Origin of the sequence: Neisseria sp. HMSC066H01, from assembly GCF_001837375.1 — a bacterium.
In the GTDB taxonomy this organism is placed as follows: Bacteria; Pseudomonadota; Gammaproteobacteria; order Burkholderiales; family Neisseriaceae; genus Neisseria.
Window position 1 is genome coordinate 325176 of record NZ_KV832193.1, and the last position, 17240, is coordinate 342415.

The 17240-nt window shown below is 49.0% G+C and carries 16 protein-coding genes and 1 other RNA gene; 9 read left to right on the forward strand and 8 right to left on the reverse strand.

Annotated elements, in window-relative coordinates; all coding sequences use genetic code 11:
- Positions 1 to 1762: gamma-glutamyltransferase (ggt, locus tag HMPREF2551_RS03925; protein WP_070837278.1), on the reverse strand; the 1762-nt coding region annotated here is incomplete at its 3' end.
- A gap of 485 nt (positions 1763 to 2247) precedes the next feature.
- Between ggt and gnd the strand changes: the two genes are divergently transcribed.
- Positions 2248 to 3696, forward strand: coding sequence for a decarboxylating NADP(+)-dependent phosphogluconate dehydrogenase (gnd, locus tag HMPREF2551_RS03930; protein WP_070837280.1), 1449 nt, complete (start codon positions 2248 to 2250; stop codon positions 3694 to 3696).
- A gap of 195 nt (positions 3697 to 3891) precedes the next feature.
- On the opposite strand, the gene HMPREF2551_RS03935 is transcribed toward gnd, so the two are convergent.
- On the reverse strand, positions 3892 to 4842 hold the full coding sequence (locus tag HMPREF2551_RS03935) for a D-2-hydroxyacid dehydrogenase (RefSeq protein ID WP_070837282.1): 951 nt from the start codon (positions 4840 to 4842) through the stop codon (positions 3892 to 3894).
- Between the two features lie 128 nt (positions 4843 to 4970).
- On the opposite strand from HMPREF2551_RS03935, the gene HMPREF2551_RS03940 reads away from it, so the two are divergent.
- Complete coding sequence (locus HMPREF2551_RS03940) at positions 4971 to 5189, forward strand: DUF2061 domain-containing protein (RefSeq protein WP_070826381.1); 219 nt, start codon at positions 4971 to 4973, stop codon at positions 5187 to 5189.
- Between the two features lie 164 nt (positions 5190 to 5353).
- Positions 5354 to 7504, forward strand: a complete 2151-nt coding sequence (gene dinG / locus HMPREF2551_RS03945) for an ATP-dependent DNA helicase DinG (protein WP_070837284.1) — start codon at positions 5354 to 5356, stop codon at positions 7502 to 7504.
- Positions 7505 to 7573: 69 nt separating this feature from the next.
- On the opposite strand, the gene HMPREF2551_RS03950 is transcribed toward dinG, so the two are convergent.
- Positions 7574 to 8029, reverse strand: coding sequence for a GNAT family N-acetyltransferase (locus tag HMPREF2551_RS03950; protein WP_070837286.1), 456 nt, complete (start codon positions 8027 to 8029; stop codon positions 7574 to 7576).
- Between the two features lie 167 nt (positions 8030 to 8196).
- On the opposite strand from HMPREF2551_RS03950, the gene HMPREF2551_RS03955 reads away from it, so the two are divergent.
- On the forward strand, positions 8197 to 8463 hold the full coding sequence (locus HMPREF2551_RS03955; protein ID WP_003686685.1) for a DUF3079 domain-containing protein: 267 nt from the start codon (positions 8197 to 8199) through the stop codon (positions 8461 to 8463).
- Positions 8464 to 8544: 81 nt separating this feature from the next.
- Here the strand turns inward: HMPREF2551_RS03955 and HMPREF2551_RS03960 are convergent, their stop codons facing one another.
- Complete coding sequence (locus HMPREF2551_RS03960; RefSeq protein ID WP_049349171.1) at positions 8545 to 9027, reverse strand: dihydrofolate reductase; 483 nt, start codon at positions 9025 to 9027, stop codon at positions 8545 to 8547.
- Between the two features lie 194 nt (positions 9028 to 9221).
- On the opposite strand from HMPREF2551_RS03960, the gene HMPREF2551_RS03965 reads away from it, so the two are divergent.
- Positions 9222 to 10022, forward strand: a complete 801-nt coding sequence (locus tag HMPREF2551_RS03965) for a factor H-binding protein (RefSeq protein ID WP_234395567.1) — start codon at positions 9222 to 9224, stop codon at positions 10020 to 10022.
- 88 nt (positions 10023 to 10110) lie between these two features.
- Here the strand turns inward: HMPREF2551_RS03965 and asd are convergent, their stop codons facing one another.
- Entirely contained in the window at positions 10111 to 11226 is a 1116-nt protein-coding gene (gene asd / locus HMPREF2551_RS03970; RefSeq protein WP_049344926.1) for an aspartate-semialdehyde dehydrogenase, read from the reverse strand.
- A 240-nt stretch (positions 11227 to 11466) separates the two neighbouring features.
- On the opposite strand from asd, the gene HMPREF2551_RS03975 reads away from it, so the two are divergent.
- From HMPREF2551_RS03975 to HMPREF2551_RS03985, 4 genes are all read left to right on the forward strand, one after another.
- On the forward strand, positions 11467 to 12039 hold the full coding sequence (locus HMPREF2551_RS03975; RefSeq protein WP_070587859.1) for an RDD family protein: 573 nt from the start codon (positions 11467 to 11469) through the stop codon (positions 12037 to 12039).
- Between the two features lie 207 nt (positions 12040 to 12246).
- Positions 12247 to 12363 carry a tetracycline resistance determinant leader peptide gene (locus HMPREF2551_RS10265; protein WP_001791010.1) on the forward strand — a complete coding sequence of 39 codons (117 nt, stop codon included), beginning with the start codon at positions 12247 to 12249 and terminating at the stop codon, positions 12361 to 12363.
- A gap of 15 nt (positions 12364 to 12378) precedes the next feature.
- The gene (gene tet(M), locus HMPREF2551_RS03980) at positions 12379 to 14298 is read left to right on the forward strand and encodes a tetracycline resistance ribosomal protection protein Tet(M) (protein WP_063856397.1); all 1920 of its coding nucleotides are present in this window, start codon (positions 12379 to 12381) and stop codon (positions 14296 to 14298) included.
- A gap of 91 nt (positions 14299 to 14389) precedes the next feature.
- The gene (locus HMPREF2551_RS03985; RefSeq protein ID WP_070813675.1) at positions 14390 to 15712 is read left to right on the forward strand and encodes a murein transglycosylase A; all 1323 of its coding nucleotides are present in this window, start codon (positions 14390 to 14392) and stop codon (positions 15710 to 15712) included.
- A gap of 107 nt (positions 15713 to 15819) precedes the next feature.
- Here the strand turns inward: HMPREF2551_RS03985 and rnpB are convergent.
- The 3 genes from rnpB to HMPREF2551_RS04000 form a co-directional block, all read right to left on the reverse strand.
- Positions 15820 to 16181: RNase P RNA component class A (gene rnpB, locus HMPREF2551_RS03990), an RNA gene on the reverse strand.
- A 53-nt stretch (positions 16182 to 16234) separates the two neighbouring features.
- The gene (locus tag HMPREF2551_RS03995; protein ID WP_070813674.1) at positions 16235 to 16945 is read right to left on the reverse strand and encodes a hypothetical protein; all 711 of its coding nucleotides are present in this window, start codon (positions 16943 to 16945) and stop codon (positions 16235 to 16237) included.
- A 53-nt stretch (positions 16946 to 16998) separates the two neighbouring features.
- Complete coding sequence (locus tag HMPREF2551_RS04000) at positions 16999 to 17232, reverse strand: methionine-binding protein (protein WP_070813673.1); 234 nt, start codon at positions 17230 to 17232, stop codon at positions 16999 to 17001.
- Positions 17233 to 17240 lie beyond the last annotated feature (8 nt).

A 17240-nucleotide genomic window follows, 5' to 3' on the forward strand; every position in this document is an offset into this window, starting at 1 on the left:
ATGCCAAGTATGGGTTGGCGGTCGGGTCGGCGCCACCGAGCAAACCGTCTTTGCCGATCACAATGCCCTGTACGCCGGAATTCAAATCGCGGATTTGAACTTTGTAGCCCAGTTTTTCCAATGCTGCCGCTTTGTCCGCCGCAGCGGTTTTTTCCTCGATTTCATACTGGCTGCCGCGATTGAGCATATTCGGCAGAGAGATTGCCGCCTGAATGTCCATGCCCCAGTCGATATGCGCCACCAACGTTTTGGCGACGAAACCGATGATGCGGCTGCCGCCGGGCGAACCGACTGCCAAATAAGGCTTGCCGCCTTTCATCACAATGGTCGGCGCCATCGAAGAACGCGGCCGTTTGCCGCCCGCCACGCTGTTGGCCACCGTTTTACCGTCCGCGCCGACAGGGTTGAAAGCGAAATCGGTCAATTCATTGTTGAGCAGATAGCCGTTTGTCATCAGTCCCGAGCCAAACGCGTTTTCAATCGAAGTCGTCATCGACACGACGTTGCCGTCTTTATCCACAACCACCAAATGGCTGGTGGACGGCAGCTCTACCGCCATACCCTGCGCGTATGCTTTACCGACCCGACCCGCCTGAATGTTTTCCAACGCCTTGTCGGATTGACGGATTTCTTCGGCACGCGGTTTCAGGTATGCCTGAGAAATCAGGGCACGGGTCGGGACGTTGACAAACGCGGGATCGCCGACGTAATAATCGCGGTCGGCAAATGCAATCCGCGACGCATCGCCTATCCAGCGCCAACTGTGGATATTTTCCGCGCCCAATGCTTTCATATCCTGATTTTGCAGGACGCCCAAAATCTCGCCCAAAGCAATCGCGCCCGAACTTGGCGCGCCCATGCCGCAGACTTCATATTCACGATACGGCGCGCAAACCGGTTCGCGCTCGATAACGCGGTAGTTTTTCAAATCCACCATGCTGATTTTACCGGGGTTATCCACAGCGCCGGTAACGGCACGGACAATATTCTGCGCCTGCGCCCCCTGATAAAACGGCGCGCTGCCTTTTTCCGCCAACAGGCGCACGGAGCGGGCAAATTCAGGGTTTTTCAACACTGTTCCCGCTGCCAAAGGCTTGCCGTCGGGCAGGAAATATGCGGCGGTTTGCGGATAGCGTTTCAACGGCTCCAAATTCTGCTCGATGGATTTCGCCATACGCGGTGAAACGGTAAAGCCTTGTTCCGCCAAAGCAATCGGTTTGTCAAACAGGCTTGCCCACGGCAATTTGCCGTAACGCTTGTGGACATCTTCCAGTAGCTTCGGAATCCCCGGCACGCCGACCGAACGGCCGCCGACCACCGCATTCATAAAGCCCATCGGTTTGCCGTTTTCATCCAAAAAAAGTTCCGGCGTTGCCGCTTTCGGCGCCGTTTCACGGGCATCAAACGTCGTCAGCTTTTTCGCCTTATTGTCCCAATACACCAGAAACGCGCCGCCACCCAAACCGGAAGACTGCGGTTCGGTCAGCCCCAAGGTTGTCTGCATGGCGATCATCGCATCTATCGCGCTGCCACCGCGTTTCAAAACTTCATATCCCGCTTCGGTTGCCAACGGATTGGCAGACGCCGCCATATAATGTTTGGCGCGGATTAACTTCTGCTCAGTCAGCCCCGTCCCTTGTTCCGGCGCATGGTTATCCACAGATACGGAGGGCAGGGCAACTTGAGGCTTTTGAACCGGCTGTTGCGCACAAGCGGCTAAGACCAAAACAGGTAATAACTTAATACCAAAGGAAAATTTCATATTCACTCCATAAATTTAAATATTTTCAGACGGCCTTTTCCCAACTTGAACAAGAGGAAATATGAAAATATTCAGAAATAAAAAACCATTTGACTATTTCCCTACTCAATCAGTTCCGATTGGAGAAGTATAAAACAAGCTAAGATTGTGCATAGGCAAAAAGTTACCCACAGAACAAAGCAGCAGAAAATTTTTATCCACATCTGCAAACAAGGCCGAACTTACTTTATTCTCATCAAAAAATATCAACTAAGTATTTGAAAATTTTTTGTAATCAAAGTTATCAACAATCTGTGGCAGCACTCAATATCATCTTCATATTTATTATTTAAAATCTTATTTATTGTTTGTTTTCCCAAAGGCAAAGGCCGTCTGAAACGTAAAGGCATCTTTTCAAAAAATTAAAAAGTTAAGGATTGTTAAAAAGTTGTAAATCAGCTAGAGTTACGCTTGATAAAATTAATCAATAACGGAGTTTCACAAAAATGAAAGGTGACATTGGCGTAATCGGCCTTGCCGTAATGGGGCAAAACCTGATTCTCAACATGAACGACAACGGCTTTAAAGTTGTCGCATACAACCGTACAACCAGCAAAGTAGATGATTTTTTAAACGGCGCAGCCAAAAATACCAATATTATCGGCGCATATTCACTGCAAGATCTGGTTGATAAATTAGAAAAACCGCGCAAAATCATGATGATGGTACGCGCCGGTTCTGTCGTGGACGATTTTATCGAACAACTCGTTCCGCTTTTGGACGAAGGCGACATTATTATTGACGGCGGTAATGCCAATTATCCTGATTCCACCCGCCGCACGCACGAGCTGGCCGCAAAAGGCATCCGCTTTATCGGTGCGGGCGTTTCCGGCGGCGAAGAAGGCGCGCGTCACGGCCCGTCCATCATGCCCGGCGGCGACGAAGCCGCATGGCCTGCTGTTAAGCCGATTTTCCAAGCCATCTCCGCCAAAACGCCTCAAGGCGAGCCTTGCTGCGACTGGGTCGGCCGCGATGGCGCGGGCCATTTTGTCAAAATGGTGCACAACGGCATCGAATACGGCGATATGCAGTTGATTTGCGAAGCCTACCAATTCATGAAAGACGGCTTGGGTCTGTCTTATGACGAAATGCACCAAATCTTCAACGAGTGGAATAAAACCGAGCTGGATTCCTACCTGATTGAAATCACCGCCGCGATTTTGGGCTACAAAGATGAAAACGGCGAACCTTTGGTCGAAAAAATCCTTGATACCGCCGGTCAAAAAGGCACAGGCAAATGGACCGGCATCAATGCCCTCGATTTGGGCATCCCGCTGACGCTGATTTCCGAAGCCGTGTTTGCACGTTGCGTATCCGCGTTTAAAGACCAACGCGTCCAAGCAAACAGCCTGTTTGGCAAAAAAATTACCCCAATTGAAGGCGACAAAGCCGCATGGGTGGATGCGTTGCGCCAAGCCCTGTTGGCATCTAAAATTATTTCTTATGCACAAGGCTTCATGCTTATCCGCGAAGCCAGTGAAAACAACGATTGGGCATTGAATTACGGCAACACCGCCCTCTTGTGGCGCGAAGGCTGCATTATCCGCAGCGCCTTCTTGGGCAACATCCGCGACGCATACGAAGCCAATCCTGATTTGGTCTTCTTGGGTTCTGATCCTTATTTCAAAGGTGTATTGGAAACCTGTCTGCCTGCATGGCGCAAAGTGGTGGCCAAAGCGATCGAGTGCGGTATTCCGATGCCTTGCATGGCTTCTGCGATTACCTTCCTTGACGGCTACACTTCCGCGCGCCTGCCGGCCAACCTGTTGCAAGCCCAACGCGACTACTTCGGCGCGCACACCTACGAGCGTACCGACAAACCGCGCGGCGAGTTCTTCCATACCAACTGGACAGGCAAGGGCGGCGATACCGCTTCAACCACATACGATATTTAATTTGCCCGGGCAAACAAAAGGCCGTCTGAGTATTTCAGACGGCCTTTTTATAGGGTTATCCACAATGAAGAATGAAACGATTTAACCTGATTGATAGATAACCTTATGAAATAAATAAAGATTAATAAAGGCCGTCTGAATATTTCAGACGGCCTTTAAAATTGTTCACAACCTTATCAACAGGTTTTCCATAGATTAAACCAGATTTTGCGGATTGCCGGCCACAAAGCGGTTGATGTTGTCCAAAAGGATGTCAAACAGGCGGTTGGCGGCCTCTTGGCTTGCCCATGCGATGTGTGGCGTGACGATGAGGTTGGGCAGTCGGGCTTTCAGCAGAGGATTGCCGTCGCGTGGTGGCTCTTGTGTCAACACGTCAAAACCTGCCCCGCCGATTTGGCCGTATTTCAACGCCGCAACCAAAGCGGCTTCATCAACCAGGCCGCCGCGCCCGCAGTTGATGAGGATGGCGCCGGGTTTCATTTGCTGCAATTCGGCTTCGCCTATCATGTTGGCCGTTTGCGGCGTGAGCGGGCAATTAAGCGACACGACATCGGCGGAGCGGATGGCTTCGTCAAAGGAAACATAGCCATCGCGGACGCTTTGGGCATGTTTATGTTCGGCGAACACGACATTCATTTTGAAAGCCTGTGCATAAGCTGCCAGCGTTTTACCGATATTGCCGCGACCGAAAATCGCCAGCGTTTTGCCATTTAAATCGCGCATCGGTGCGCCGAGGTGGCAGAAAAACGGCGAGTTTTCCCACAAGCCTGCCGCAACGTCGCGCTGATAGGCAGGCAGGTTGCGCATCAGGGTAATCATCATCATAAACGCGTGTTCCGCCACGGATTCATTGCCGTAAGCGCGGATATTGCACACTGCCGTGCCGTTTTTTTTGGCAGCCTCAACATCCACATTGTTGACACCTGTCGCGGTAACGGCAACCAGCTTGAGTTGTGGATTTTCGGCAAATGCTTCGGCGGAAATCACGACTTTGTTGGTAATCACAATGTCCGCACCGCGGATACGCGCCAGCGTTTCGTGCGCTTCGGTTGTGCCGTAGCTGCTTAATGTGTGCGGAAAATCAAATTCAAATGGGCGGTTGACGAGGGTATCGCGGTCAAGGACGACAATTTGGAGCGGGTTCATAAAATTCCTATCAAAAATAAAATATCGATTTATAAAATCTAAATCAGGATAAAGGATTTAAAATATACGATTCAGTTGATAATAATTATTATATAGCGATTAAAACATCAATGTATCAGGAAAACAAAATGATTAAAACCATTACATTTGCTATTTTGCATTTCAGCGTTGCATTTAGTGTCGCCTATATTCTGACCGGCAGTATCGGTGTTTCCAGTGCGGTGGCTTTGGTCGAACCCATCGTCAATACCGTCGTCTTTTATTTTCATGAAAAAGCGTGGAACCGCTACGAGAAAAACAAATCCGAAAAGCAAAAATTGTGGGTGCCTCTGCATCAGTGCGGCTAAAGCTTCAGACGGCCCTTTGCTTGATTAAAACCGATTATGGTTTTTCGGTTCGGCCATCGCCATAAAAATGCCAAACCCTAAAATAGAGTAAGACTTTACGAAGGCTTCATGAAGGTAAAAATGCTAAAATACGCTATTCTTGCAAACCCATTCAGACGGCCTCAATGCTCACCGATTTAGAAAAAAACGCCATCCGCGACCATTACCAAAACATCGGCAAAAACCTGCCCGGTTTCCGTCCGCGCGCTTCGCAACGGGAAATGATTGCGGCGATTGCCAACGCTTTTTCGCGGACGTTGACGCGTGAAGAAGGCGAAGAAGCGCCCAAACGCGAGGGTGAGAGCATTGCCGTGATCGAAGGGCCGACCGGTGTGGGTAAATCGTTGGCCTACCTTTTGGCCGGCGGCATCATGGCGCAGACGCGCGGCAAACGGTTGATCGTCAGCAGCGCGACGGTGGCCTTGCAGGAGCAGTTGGTTGACCGCGATTTGCCGTTTCTGGTGGAAAAAAGCGGTTTGGAGCTGACCTTTGCGCTTGCCAAAGGGCGCGGCCGTTATCTTTGCCCCTACAAACTCTATCAACTGACGCAAAACAACGCCCAGCAAAACCTGCTTGGTTTTGAAGCGCCGGAAGTGTTGTGGGACAGCAAACCCAAGCCGGAAGAATTGAACCTGCTGCGTAACATTGCCGATGAATTTTCCGCCCGCCGCTTTAATGGCGACCGCGACACTTGGCCGGAAAAAATCGATGACGCGATTTGGCTTAAAGTGACCAACGACCGCCACGGCTGCCTGAAATCCGCCTGTCCAAACCGTCCGGAATGCCCGTTTTACCTGGCACGCGATGTTTTGGAAACCGTCGATGTCGTCGTTGCCAATCACGATCTTCTGCTTGCCGACATCAGCATGGGCGGCGGCGTGATTCTGCCTGCGCCCGAAAACAGTTTTTATTGCATAGACGAAGCGCACCACCTGCCCAAAAAAGCCCTCAGCCGTTTTGCCGCCGAACATTCATGGAATATTGCCGTTTGGACGCTGGAAAAACTGCCGCAGCTGACCGGCAAAATTGCCGCGTTGACCGATAAAGCCGAACTTGCCAACCTTGCCGACGAAGCTGCCACATCCTTGCTCGACAGCCTGCACGAATGGCAGTTCCATTTGGCGGAAGAGCCGTCTTTAAGTCTGGGGTCGTCTGAAAACGACAGGCGGAAACACAACGAACCGACTTGGCTGTGGGAAGACGGCAAAATCCCCGAAGGCCTGGAAACCACAGTTTCCAATACGGCCATTGCTGCACGCAGCCTGCTCAAACACGTTATCGGGCTGAACGATGCGCTTTCCGCCGCCCGCCGCGAAAAAGAGCAGGACGGCGCGCTCATTGACCGCCTGACCAGCGAGTTCGGCCTTTTTATCGCCCGTATCGAACAAATCAGCGCGGTTTGGGATTTGCTCTCCACCGTTCCCATTGAAGGCGAAGAGCCGTTGGCGAAATGGATAACCCGCCGTGCCGACGACAAAAACGACTATATTTTCAACGCCAGCCCCATCAGCAGCGCATCCCACCTTGCCAACAGCCTGTGGCGGCGCGCGGCAGGCGCGGTGTTGACTTCGGCCACCCTGCAATCGCTTGGCAGCTTCAATCTGATTTTGCGTCAAACCGGACTGCTGTGGCTACCCGAAACCACCACGCTCGCTTTGGAAAGCCCGTTTAATTTCGATGCGCAAGGCGAGCTGTATATTCCGCCGGTGCACGCCAGCCCGAAAGACCCTGATGCGCACACGGCCGCCATTGTCGAATGGTTGCCGAAGCTGGTTTCGCCGGTTGAAGCCATCGGCACGCTGGTGTTGTTTTCCTCGCGCAAACAAATGCAGGACGTCGCCTTGCGCCTGCCTGACGAATACTTGCCGCTTCTGCTTGTGCAGGGCGAGTTGCCCAAGGCCGTTCTTTTACAAAGGCATTATCAAGCCATTGCCGAAGGCAAAGCCAGCATTATTTTCGGCCTCGACAGTTTTGCCGAAGGCCTCGACCTGCCCGGTGCGGCCTGCGTACAGGTCATTATCGCCAAGCTGCCATTTGCCATGCCGGACAATCCCATCGAGAAAACCCAAAACCGTTGGATTGAACAACGCGGCGGCAATCCCTTTATCGAAATTACGGTGCCTGAAGCCAGCATCAAACTGATCCAAGCCGTCGGCCGCCTTATCCGTACCGAACAGGATTACGGCCGCGTGACCATCCTCGACAACCGCGTCAAAACGCAACGCTACGGCCAGCAATTATTGGCCTGTCTGCCGCCGTTTAAACGGATAGGGTAGTTTTGTATCATTCAAAAAACAAAGGCCGTCTGAAACCAAATGTTCAGACGGCCTTTTATTCTTTTCAAGCTATAAATTCAATTTCATGACGGATACGGTTTCCCCGTTGTGCCAAGTCTGTGTGATTTCTTTCCAGCCAAACTTTTCATACACGGCCTGCACATCCGGCGTATAGAGAAACAGATGCGGCAAACCCAGTTCGCGTGCTTTATCCAGACAAAACGAAACCAGCTGCCTGCCTACGCCCAAACCGCGAAATTGCGGCAAAACGAACACATCGCCTAGCCAATATTCGTATTCGGGAAAACAGGCCATATCAAACCGCTTCAATGCCGCCGAACCCATCAGCCTCCCTTCCTTATCCACAGCCGCAAACGCCAGCGGCAAGTTATCCCCATTGATGCACTGCGCGTAATACGCACGGATTTTATCCAGAGACGACCACGGCTCAAAATCGTGCCATTCCTCAAACAGCGCGAGGGATAAAGGTTCGATAAATTCAGGCTTCAGACGGCATATGTTCATATCGGGTCCTCTTGTTGTACCGCATAGGGATAGTTTTTACAGTATAGGCCGTCTGAAAGGTTAACACATCTTAAAAAATCAGCGTAAAACACGATAAACCCGCCGCCAGCCCCATTCAAATCACTTATAATTCTGCCCGTACCGCACACAAACAAAAGAAGAACACCATGGCCAAAAAATTTCCCATTTTCCCGAAAAATCCCGAGCGTATCTGCTGGGGTTGCGACAAATACTGCAAAGAAGACGATTTGCAATGCGGCAACGGTTGCGAACGCATCCAACACCCCATCGAGTTGGACGGCCGCGACTGGTATAAAAAAGGCGACTGGAGCAATTTGTTGAGCGAAGAGCAGCAAATCGAACTTGGACTGAAAGAAGCGCCCAAGCCGGCCAAACCGCATATCAAGCTGCCTTTGAAAAACAAAACGGCTTAAACGGAATGCCGTAAACAAACGAAATGAAAGGCCGTCTGAAACCTGAAAAACAGGGTTTCAGATGGCCTTTGCGTTGTCGGATTATGCCTTCACATAATGCACAAACGCGTATTCGATGCCTTTGGCGGAAACATGGTTTTCCCGAGAGGCTTCTTGCCATGTTTCTGTGGAAAACTCAGGAAAAAACGCATCGCCGTCCACATCCAAACCGACTTCGGTCAAACGCAAATCGGTGGCAATCGGCAGGGCTTGTGCATAAATTTGCGCGCCGCCCATGATGATGACTTCTTCAACCCCCTGACACAAAGCCAGCGCATCTTCCAAAGAAGCCGCCGTTTGCGCGCCTTCGGCCTGATAATCTTGGCGAGTGATGACGATATTTTGACGGCCGGGCAGCGGTTTGCGCGGCAGCGATTCCCATGTTTTGCGGCCCATAATGACGGGTTTGCCGGTGGTGTAGGATTTGAAAAAGGCAAAATCCTCGGGCAAATGCCAAGGCATGGTGTTGTTGATGCCGATACAGCGGCGGGCGGCATAGGCGGCGATAAGGGTGATTTTAGGCATAATGAAATCCGTTTGCAAAATAGAATGATTATAGCGGAAGGGAGGCGGGAAGGACTGAATGCCCGATATTATAAAAATGTTTCAACATTTATAAAATCAATATTCAAAATACTTAATTTTGACAAAAATCATTTATTGTTCATTTTTTTAGGTATATGATAAATATCATATCAAATAAAAAAGGAAAGGAAAAAATGATGAGAACCCTCTGTATTTCTGCTTTGACTGCCTCCCTGTCTTTGATGTTGACTGCCTGCGGCGGCGCAACAAGCGGCTTGTCGAATGCCGTGACCGAGCCGCTCAATCCGCATCCGAAAGGCGTGTTGTCCGTTGAATTGAACGAATCCGTCCCTGAAAACGGTACGTTGGAGCTGACCGCCAACGGTAAAACGCAAACCCTGCAAAAAGGCGGCAAACTCGATACCGGCTTTTTGAAAACCGATAAAGTATCTTCTTACGACTACGCCCAAAAAATCAAGGTAAACGGTCAAGTCATCACTTTGGAAACGGGCGATTTCCAAGTGTATAAACAAAATTATTCCACTGTTGCCGCGCGTTACGCCAAACAAAAAGCCGATGACGCAGGCAAGCTGCAAAACCTCGATACATACATATTTACCGTCGGCGAAGTCCAAGGCGATGAAACAGCGTATCGCAATTTACCCAAACAAGGCAGCTATCAGTATTCGGGGATCGCGTTTAACGGCGACGACCGCAGCGGCCGTCTGAAATACACTGTCGATTTCGATAAAAAACAAGGTTACGGCAAAATCAGCAGCATGGCTTCCTACAATAATGTCGACCTGCTTGCCGCAGGTATTGCCAATAACAATGGCAAAGCCGCCTTCAGCGGTAAAACCAGTTTGAACGGTATCGAAAACGGCCGTTACGATTTGAAACTCTTCGGCCCGCAGGCTGAAGAAATTGCCGGTAAGGCGCAAATCAAAGTTGGCGACTTTACCAAAGAAATTGGCTTGGCCGGTAAGAAAGAATAGGAAACAAGGCCGTCTGAAAGGTTCAGACGGCCTTTTCTTTACAAAAAAGCAACGGCTCAAACCGTTGCTTTTTTCATGCCAACCTAAATTACAGGCTGCCCAAGATAATGCGCAATACGCGGCGCAACGGTTCGGCAGCGCCCCACAAGAGTTGGTCGCCGACAGTGAACGCGCTGATGTATTCGCCGCCCATTTCCAGTTTGCGGATACGGCCGACGGGAACAGACAGCGTGCCGGTTACTTTGGCGGGCGTCAGCTCGTGGATGCTGGCTTCTTTTTCGTTGGGGATGACTTTCACCCAGTCGTTCGCGCCTGCCAAAATCGCTTCGATTTCAGAAACAGGCAGGTCTTTTTTCAGCTTCAGGGTAATGGCTTGGCTGTGGCAGCGCATAGAACCGATGCGCACGCACAAGCCGTCGATTACGGTCGGATTGTCGCTGCGGCCGAGGATTTTGTTGGTTTCCACGCCGCCCTTCCATTCTTCTTTGGACTGGCCATTACCCAAATCCACGTCAATCCAAGGAATCAGGCTGCCGGCGAGCGGTACGCCGAAGTTGGCTTTCGGATAGTCTTCGCTGCGCAGGAAATCGGACACTTTGCGGTCGATGTCGAGGATCGCGCTGGAAGGGTCGGCAAGCTCGTCTGCCACTTGGGCGTGAATCGCGCCCATGCCGCTGATGAGTTCGCGCATGTTTTTCGCACCCGCGCCGGAAGCGGCTTGGTAGGTCATGCTGGTTGCCCATTCGACCAAATCGTTTTGGAACAGGCCGCCCAAAGCCATCAGCATCAGGGAAACGGTGCAGTTGCCGCCGATGTAGTTTTTCACGCCGTTTTTGAGGCCGTTGTCGATGACGTTGCGGTTGACCGGGTCGAGGACGATAATCGCGTCGTCTTTCATGCGCAGGGAAGAAGCCGCGTCAACCCAGTATCCGTTCCAGCCGCTGTCGCGCAGGGGTTGGAACACGGATTTGGTGTAATCGCCGCCCTGACAGGTAACGATGATGTCCATTTTTGCCAATTTGGCAACATCGTTGGCATCCAACAATGTTTTGGCCGCCTGACCGAAATCAGGGGCAGCACCGCCGACGTTGGAAGTGGTAAAGAAAAACGCTTCGGGAATATGGGCGAAGTCGTTTTCTTCTTTCATACGCTGCATCAAAACAGAGCCGACCATACCGCGCCAGCCGACAAAACCTACTTTCATGTGTTACTCCTTACAAAGAAAATCCGGATAAGTTTATAGTGCATTAACAAAAATCGGAACGGCATCGCCTGCCGCTTTGTTCAGATTTTTGTTAACCCACTATAAAAAAGGGGAAAACAAACGTTTTAACGCCGTCTGCGGAAAATGTAAAGGTTTTTATCGAAAATTTTTAGAATGATAGGAAAATAGGTTAAGATGGCAATGAAATTGCATTTCATTAATGGTACAGAGGAAGATTAAATGAGCAAAATCAATTTGTCGGATTTGCCCCAAACAGAAATAGTAGATGTCCATATTGCTTCGCCGGGGGCGAGGGTTGCGGCATATTTGTTGAATAATCTGTTTACTTTTTTGATATGGTTGCCATTCATTGTGATGGTAGTTTTCACTTTAGATGAAAGCAAAGAATTAGTTTCGGAGTCTTCTCTTTCTAATACCCCTGAATATTTTGCCATAACATTTTTTATTTCTTTGGCTGTTTATTTGGTTTTCGGTATCTTCCAACTGTATTACATGAGCCGGGACGGTCAGTCTTTAGGTAAAAAAATTATGGGCATCCGCGTGTTAAAAAGTGACGGGAATAATCCAGGTTTTGAAGGAACAGTTTTAATCCGCGAAGTTGTTTGGGCGCTTGCTGTTGGTGTTGTGGTAACTATTGTATCGTTGGCAATAAGTGACACGGGTGGAAACCTGATTTCTCTGCTTATAGCCTTCATCAACTTCATCATGCTCTTTTCCGTCAAACGCGACCGCCGCACGCTCTACGATATGCTGGCCGATACGGTTGTCGTCAAATTGCCGCCGCGCCGATAAATCGCTTTTTTTGATAAAAAATTGGAGATTCCTTTACAAATATGCTCTTACGTGCTATTATTTAAGTGACTATTTAAAAGGAGTTAATAAATATGCGGCAAGGTATTCTTAAATAAACTGTCAATTTGATAGCGGGAACAAATAATTAGATGTCCTTTTTTAGGAGGGCTTAGTTTTTTGTACCCAGTTTAAGAATACCTTTATCATGTGATTCTAAAGTATCCAGAGAATATCTGTATGCTTTGTATACCTATGGTTATGCATAAAAATCCCAGTGATAAAAGTATTTATCACTGGGATTTTTATGCCCTTTTGGGTTTTTGAATGGAGGAAAATCACATGAAAATTATTAATATTGGAGTTTTAGCTCATGTTGATGCAGGAAAAACTACCTTAACAGAAAGCTTATTATATAACAGTGGAGCGATTACAGAATTAGGAAGCGTGGACAAAGGTACAACGAGGACGGATAATACGCTTTTAGAACGTCAGAGAGGAATTACAATTCAGACAGGAATAACCTCTTTTCAGTGGGAAAATACGAAGGTGAACATCATAGACACGCCAGGACATATGGATTTCTTAGCAGAAGTATATCGTTCATTATCAGTTTTAGATGGGGCAATTCTACTGATTTCTGCAAAAGATGGCGTACAAGCACAAACTCGTATATTATTTCATGCACTTAGGAAAATGGGGATTCCCACAATCTTTTTTATCAATAAGATTGACCAAAATGGAATTGATTTATCAACGGTTTATCAGGATATTAAAGAGAAACTTTCTGCCGAAATTGTAATCAAACAGAAGGTAGAACTGCATCCTAATATGCGTGTAATGAACTTTACCGAATCTGAACAATGGGATATGGTAATAGAAGGAAATGATTACCTTTTGGAGAAATATACGTCTGGGAAATTATTGGAAGCATTAGAACTCGAACAAGAGGAAAGCATAAGATTTCATAATTGTTCCCTGTTCCCTGTTTATCACGGAAGTGCAAAAAACAATATAGGGATTGATAACCTTATAGAAGTGATTACGAATAAATTTTATTCATCAACACATCGAGGTCAGTCTGAACTTTGCGGAAAAGTTTTCAAAATTGAGTATTCGGAAAAAAGACAGCGTCTTGCATATATACGTCTTTATAGTGGCGTACTGCATTTGCGAGATTCGGTTAGAATATCGGAAAAGGAAAAAATAAAAATTACAGAAATGTATACTTCAATAAATGGTGAATTATGTAAAATCGATAAGGCTTATTCCGGGGAAATTGTTATTTTGCAGAATGAGTTTTTGAAGTTAAATAGTGTTCTTGGAGATACAAAGCTATTGCCACAGAGAGAGAGAATTGAAAATCCCCTCCCTCTGCTGCAAACGACTGTTGAACCGAGCAAACCTCAACAAAGGGAAATGTTACTTGATGCACTTTTAGAAATCTCCGACAGTGACCCGCTTCTGCGATATTATGTGGATTCTGCGACACATGAAATCATACTTTCTTTCTTAGGGAAAGTACAAATGGAAGTGATTAGTGCACTGTTGCAAGAAAAGTATCATGTGGAGATAGAACTAAAAGAGCCTACAGTCATTTATATGGAGAGACCGTTAAAAAATGCAGAATATACCATTCACATCGAAGTGCCGCCAAATCCTTTCTGGGCTTCCATTGGTTTATCTGTATCACCGCTTCCGTTGGGAAGTGGAATGCAGTATGAGAGCTCGGTTTCTCTTGGATACTTAAATCAATCATTTCAAAATGCAGTTATGGAAGGGATACGCTATGGTTGCGAACAAGGATTATATGGTTGGAATGTGACGGATTGTAAAATCTGTTTTAAGTATGGCTTATACTATAGCCCTGTTAGTACCCCAGCAGATTTTCGGATGCTTGCTCCTATTGTATTGGAACAAGTCTTAAAAAAAGCTGGAACAGAATTGTTAGAGCCATATCTTAGTTTTAAAATTTATGCGCCACAGGAATATCTTTCACGAGCATACAACGATGCTCCTAAATATTGTGCGAACATCGTAGACACTCAATTGAAAAATAATGAGGTCATTCTTAGTGGAGAAATCCCTGCTCGGTGTATTCAAGAATATCGTAGTGATTTAACTTTCTTTACAAATGGACGTAGTGTTTGTTTAACAGAGTTAAAAGGGTACCATGTTACTACCGGTGAACCTGTTTGCCAGCCCCGTCGTCCAAATAGTCGGATAGATAAAGTACGATATATGTTCAATAAAATAACTTAGTGTATTTTATGTTTATGTAAAATCAGCACTTTCCAACATAGGCCGTCTGAAAAATCGCTTTCAGACGGCCTTTCGACACGCTATTGATTTCATGAAAAAACATTTGTACCGCATTACGCTCGTCAGCATTGCCGCGGCCATTCTTGCCGCCTGTCCGAGCAAAAGCATTAAAAACCTCCCCGAAACCGACACCAGCGTTATCAAAGGCCCTGACCGCCCCACCGGTACGCCCGATCCCGTCGGTACGACAGTGAGCGGGGGAGGAGCAAACTACACCGTAGTTTCCTACAACGAATTGCCGCACTGGGACCTCCAACACTTTACCAAAAGCCTGCAATCTTTCCGTTTAGGCTGTGAAAAACTTAAAAACCGCCAAGGCTGGCAGGACGTTTGTATCCAAGCCATGCAAACGCCGGTGCACCATTTCCAAGCCAAGCACTTTTTCGAGCGCTATTTCACCGCATGGCGCGTCGATAACGGCGGCAATCCTGCCGGCACCATTACCGGCTATTACGAACCGGTCCTGCACGGCGACGACAAGCCCACAAGCCAATCCCGTTTCCCTATTTACGGCATTCCGAACGATTTCGTTTCCGTTCCGTTGGCTGCAAACTTGAGGGGCAGCAAAGCCACCGTCCGCATCCGCCAAACCGGCCAAAATAGCGGCGTCATCGACAACAGCGGCACATACATGGCCGACTTGTCCAGATTCCCGATTACAGCACGCAGCACCGCGCTGAAAGGCCGTTTTGAAGGCAGCCGTTTTGTTCCTTACTACACCCGCAGCCAAATCAACGGCGGCGCACTTAACGGCAAAGCGCCGATTTTGGGTTATGCAGATGATCCGGTCGAACTTTTCTTTATGCACATTCAAGGTTCAGGCCGTCTGAAAACGCCGTCCGGCAAATACATCCGTGTCGGGTTTGCCGATAAAAACGAACATCCGTATGTTTCCATCGGCCGCTATATGGCGGACAAAGGCTATCTGCCGCTGGGTCAGACCAGCATGCAGGGCATCAAGGCCTATATGAAGCAAAACCCCGGCCGCCTTGCCGAAGTTTTGGGACAAAACCCAAGCTACGTCTTCTTCCGCGAGCTGACCGGCAGCGGCGATTCCGGCCCAGTGGGCGCATTGGGTACACCGTTGATGGGCGAATACGCCGGTGCCATTGACCGCCACTACATCACGCTTGGCGCACCGTTATTTGTCGCCACTGCCCATCCGATTACCAAAAAAGCCCTCAACCGCCTGATTATGGCGCAAGATACCGGTAGCGCGATTAAAGGCGCGGTCCGTGTGGATTATTTCTGGGGTTATGGCGACGAAGCAGGCGAAGTGGCCGGCAAAATGAAAACCACCGGCTATGTATGGCAGCTTCTGCCCAACGGCATGAAACCGGAATACCGTCCATAAACAGCGGTTTTAAAAAAGGCCGTCTGAAACCAAGATTCAGGTTTCAGACGGCCTTTTTATTTCGATAAAAATGCGGAAGGTTTTAAAAACCTTCCGCGGTATGGGGACATACAGCTCGGACGGTAAGCCGGGTTCTGTCGCGGACAGTCATTCCTCTAGGCACATCATTGCTGGTGTGCTCAAGCAACCTACCCGAACGCTCGGCGAGCAGCGTCATCGCGTTCTGTTTGGTCTTGCTCCGAATGGGGTTTAGCCTGCTGCGCTTTGTTACCAAATGCACGGTGCGCTCTTACCGCACCTTTTCACCCTTACCTGTTTTGCCCAAAGGCAATCATCGGCGGTATTGCTTTCTGTTCCACTTTCCGTCGCGTTGCCGCGCCCGGCCGTTAGCCGGCATTCTGCTCTGTGGAGCCCGGACTTTCCTCCCCGTATGCCTTACGCGATACGCGGCGACTGTCTGTCCGACCTGTATGAGGTGCGGATTATAACACAGCCGCCATAGGGTTCAGACGGCCTAAATATTTATTTTTTCTTTTTAAATGCTATTTCGGTCAAACCCAATTCCTGTGCTTTTTTGCGGACTGCGGATTCGGGCATTTCGCGTGCCAGGCGGCTGGTGCAGTATTCGGTCATGGTGGTGGCGCAGGCTTTGAAGTTGCCGGTAAAGTCGCTGGCGGCACTCAAAAACGGGATGAGGCGGCCGGCCATGATTTCTTCGGCCGGTGCGTCTGTTTGGGCGGATACGCGTCCGGACTCGACCGCCGAGAAGATTTGTTCGGTAAAGCGTCGGGTGAAGTTTTCTTCTGTTTGGCAGTCTTGGAAGGCGGTGTTTTCATGTTGGCAGACGAGGGTAACTTCGCCTTGAGCTTCTTGCAGCGGTTCGGCCAAATCGAGTTTGAGGGTTTGCTTGTCGGTTTGCAGCCAGGCGGTGCGGCCTTGGGTTTTGATGATTTTGCCGTAAACGCCGATGGCATCGTTTTGGGGGATGTTTTTCTGTTCGACAAGTTGCTGGGCCGAGAATAAGGGGGCTTGTTCGGCAAATGCGCCGCCGGTTTCGTGTTTGAAGTAGGCGGCGAGGTCTTGTTTGATGAGGGCTTGGGTCAACAATTTTTCGCCTTCGGTCAGGCGGTGTGCAAAGCCGTGTGTTTTGGGGGCGGATGCGGTATCCGTGGCGGTCTTGGTGTCCGGTGTGCAGGCGCTCAGGAGTAAAAACAGGGGAAGGATGTATTTCATGGCTGGTCTCTCAACAGGCCGTCTGAATCTATGTTTCAAACGGTCAGCGTTGTTTATCGATAACGATAAACCCGGCGGGGATAAACGGGATAGGCCGGGTAATTGCGGACGGGTTCGCTGTCTTGATAGATGACGGTCGTCCCGGGCGGGGCGTTGATGGTCACGGTTTTGTTGACAGTGGTTTGCGAGTGGACGGGCATATCTAAGACGGCGGTGCGCCCGTACGGAGTCTCGGTATAAACGCACGCGCTTAGAAGCAAGGCGGCACTCAGGACGGCGGTTTTCATGTTTCAGA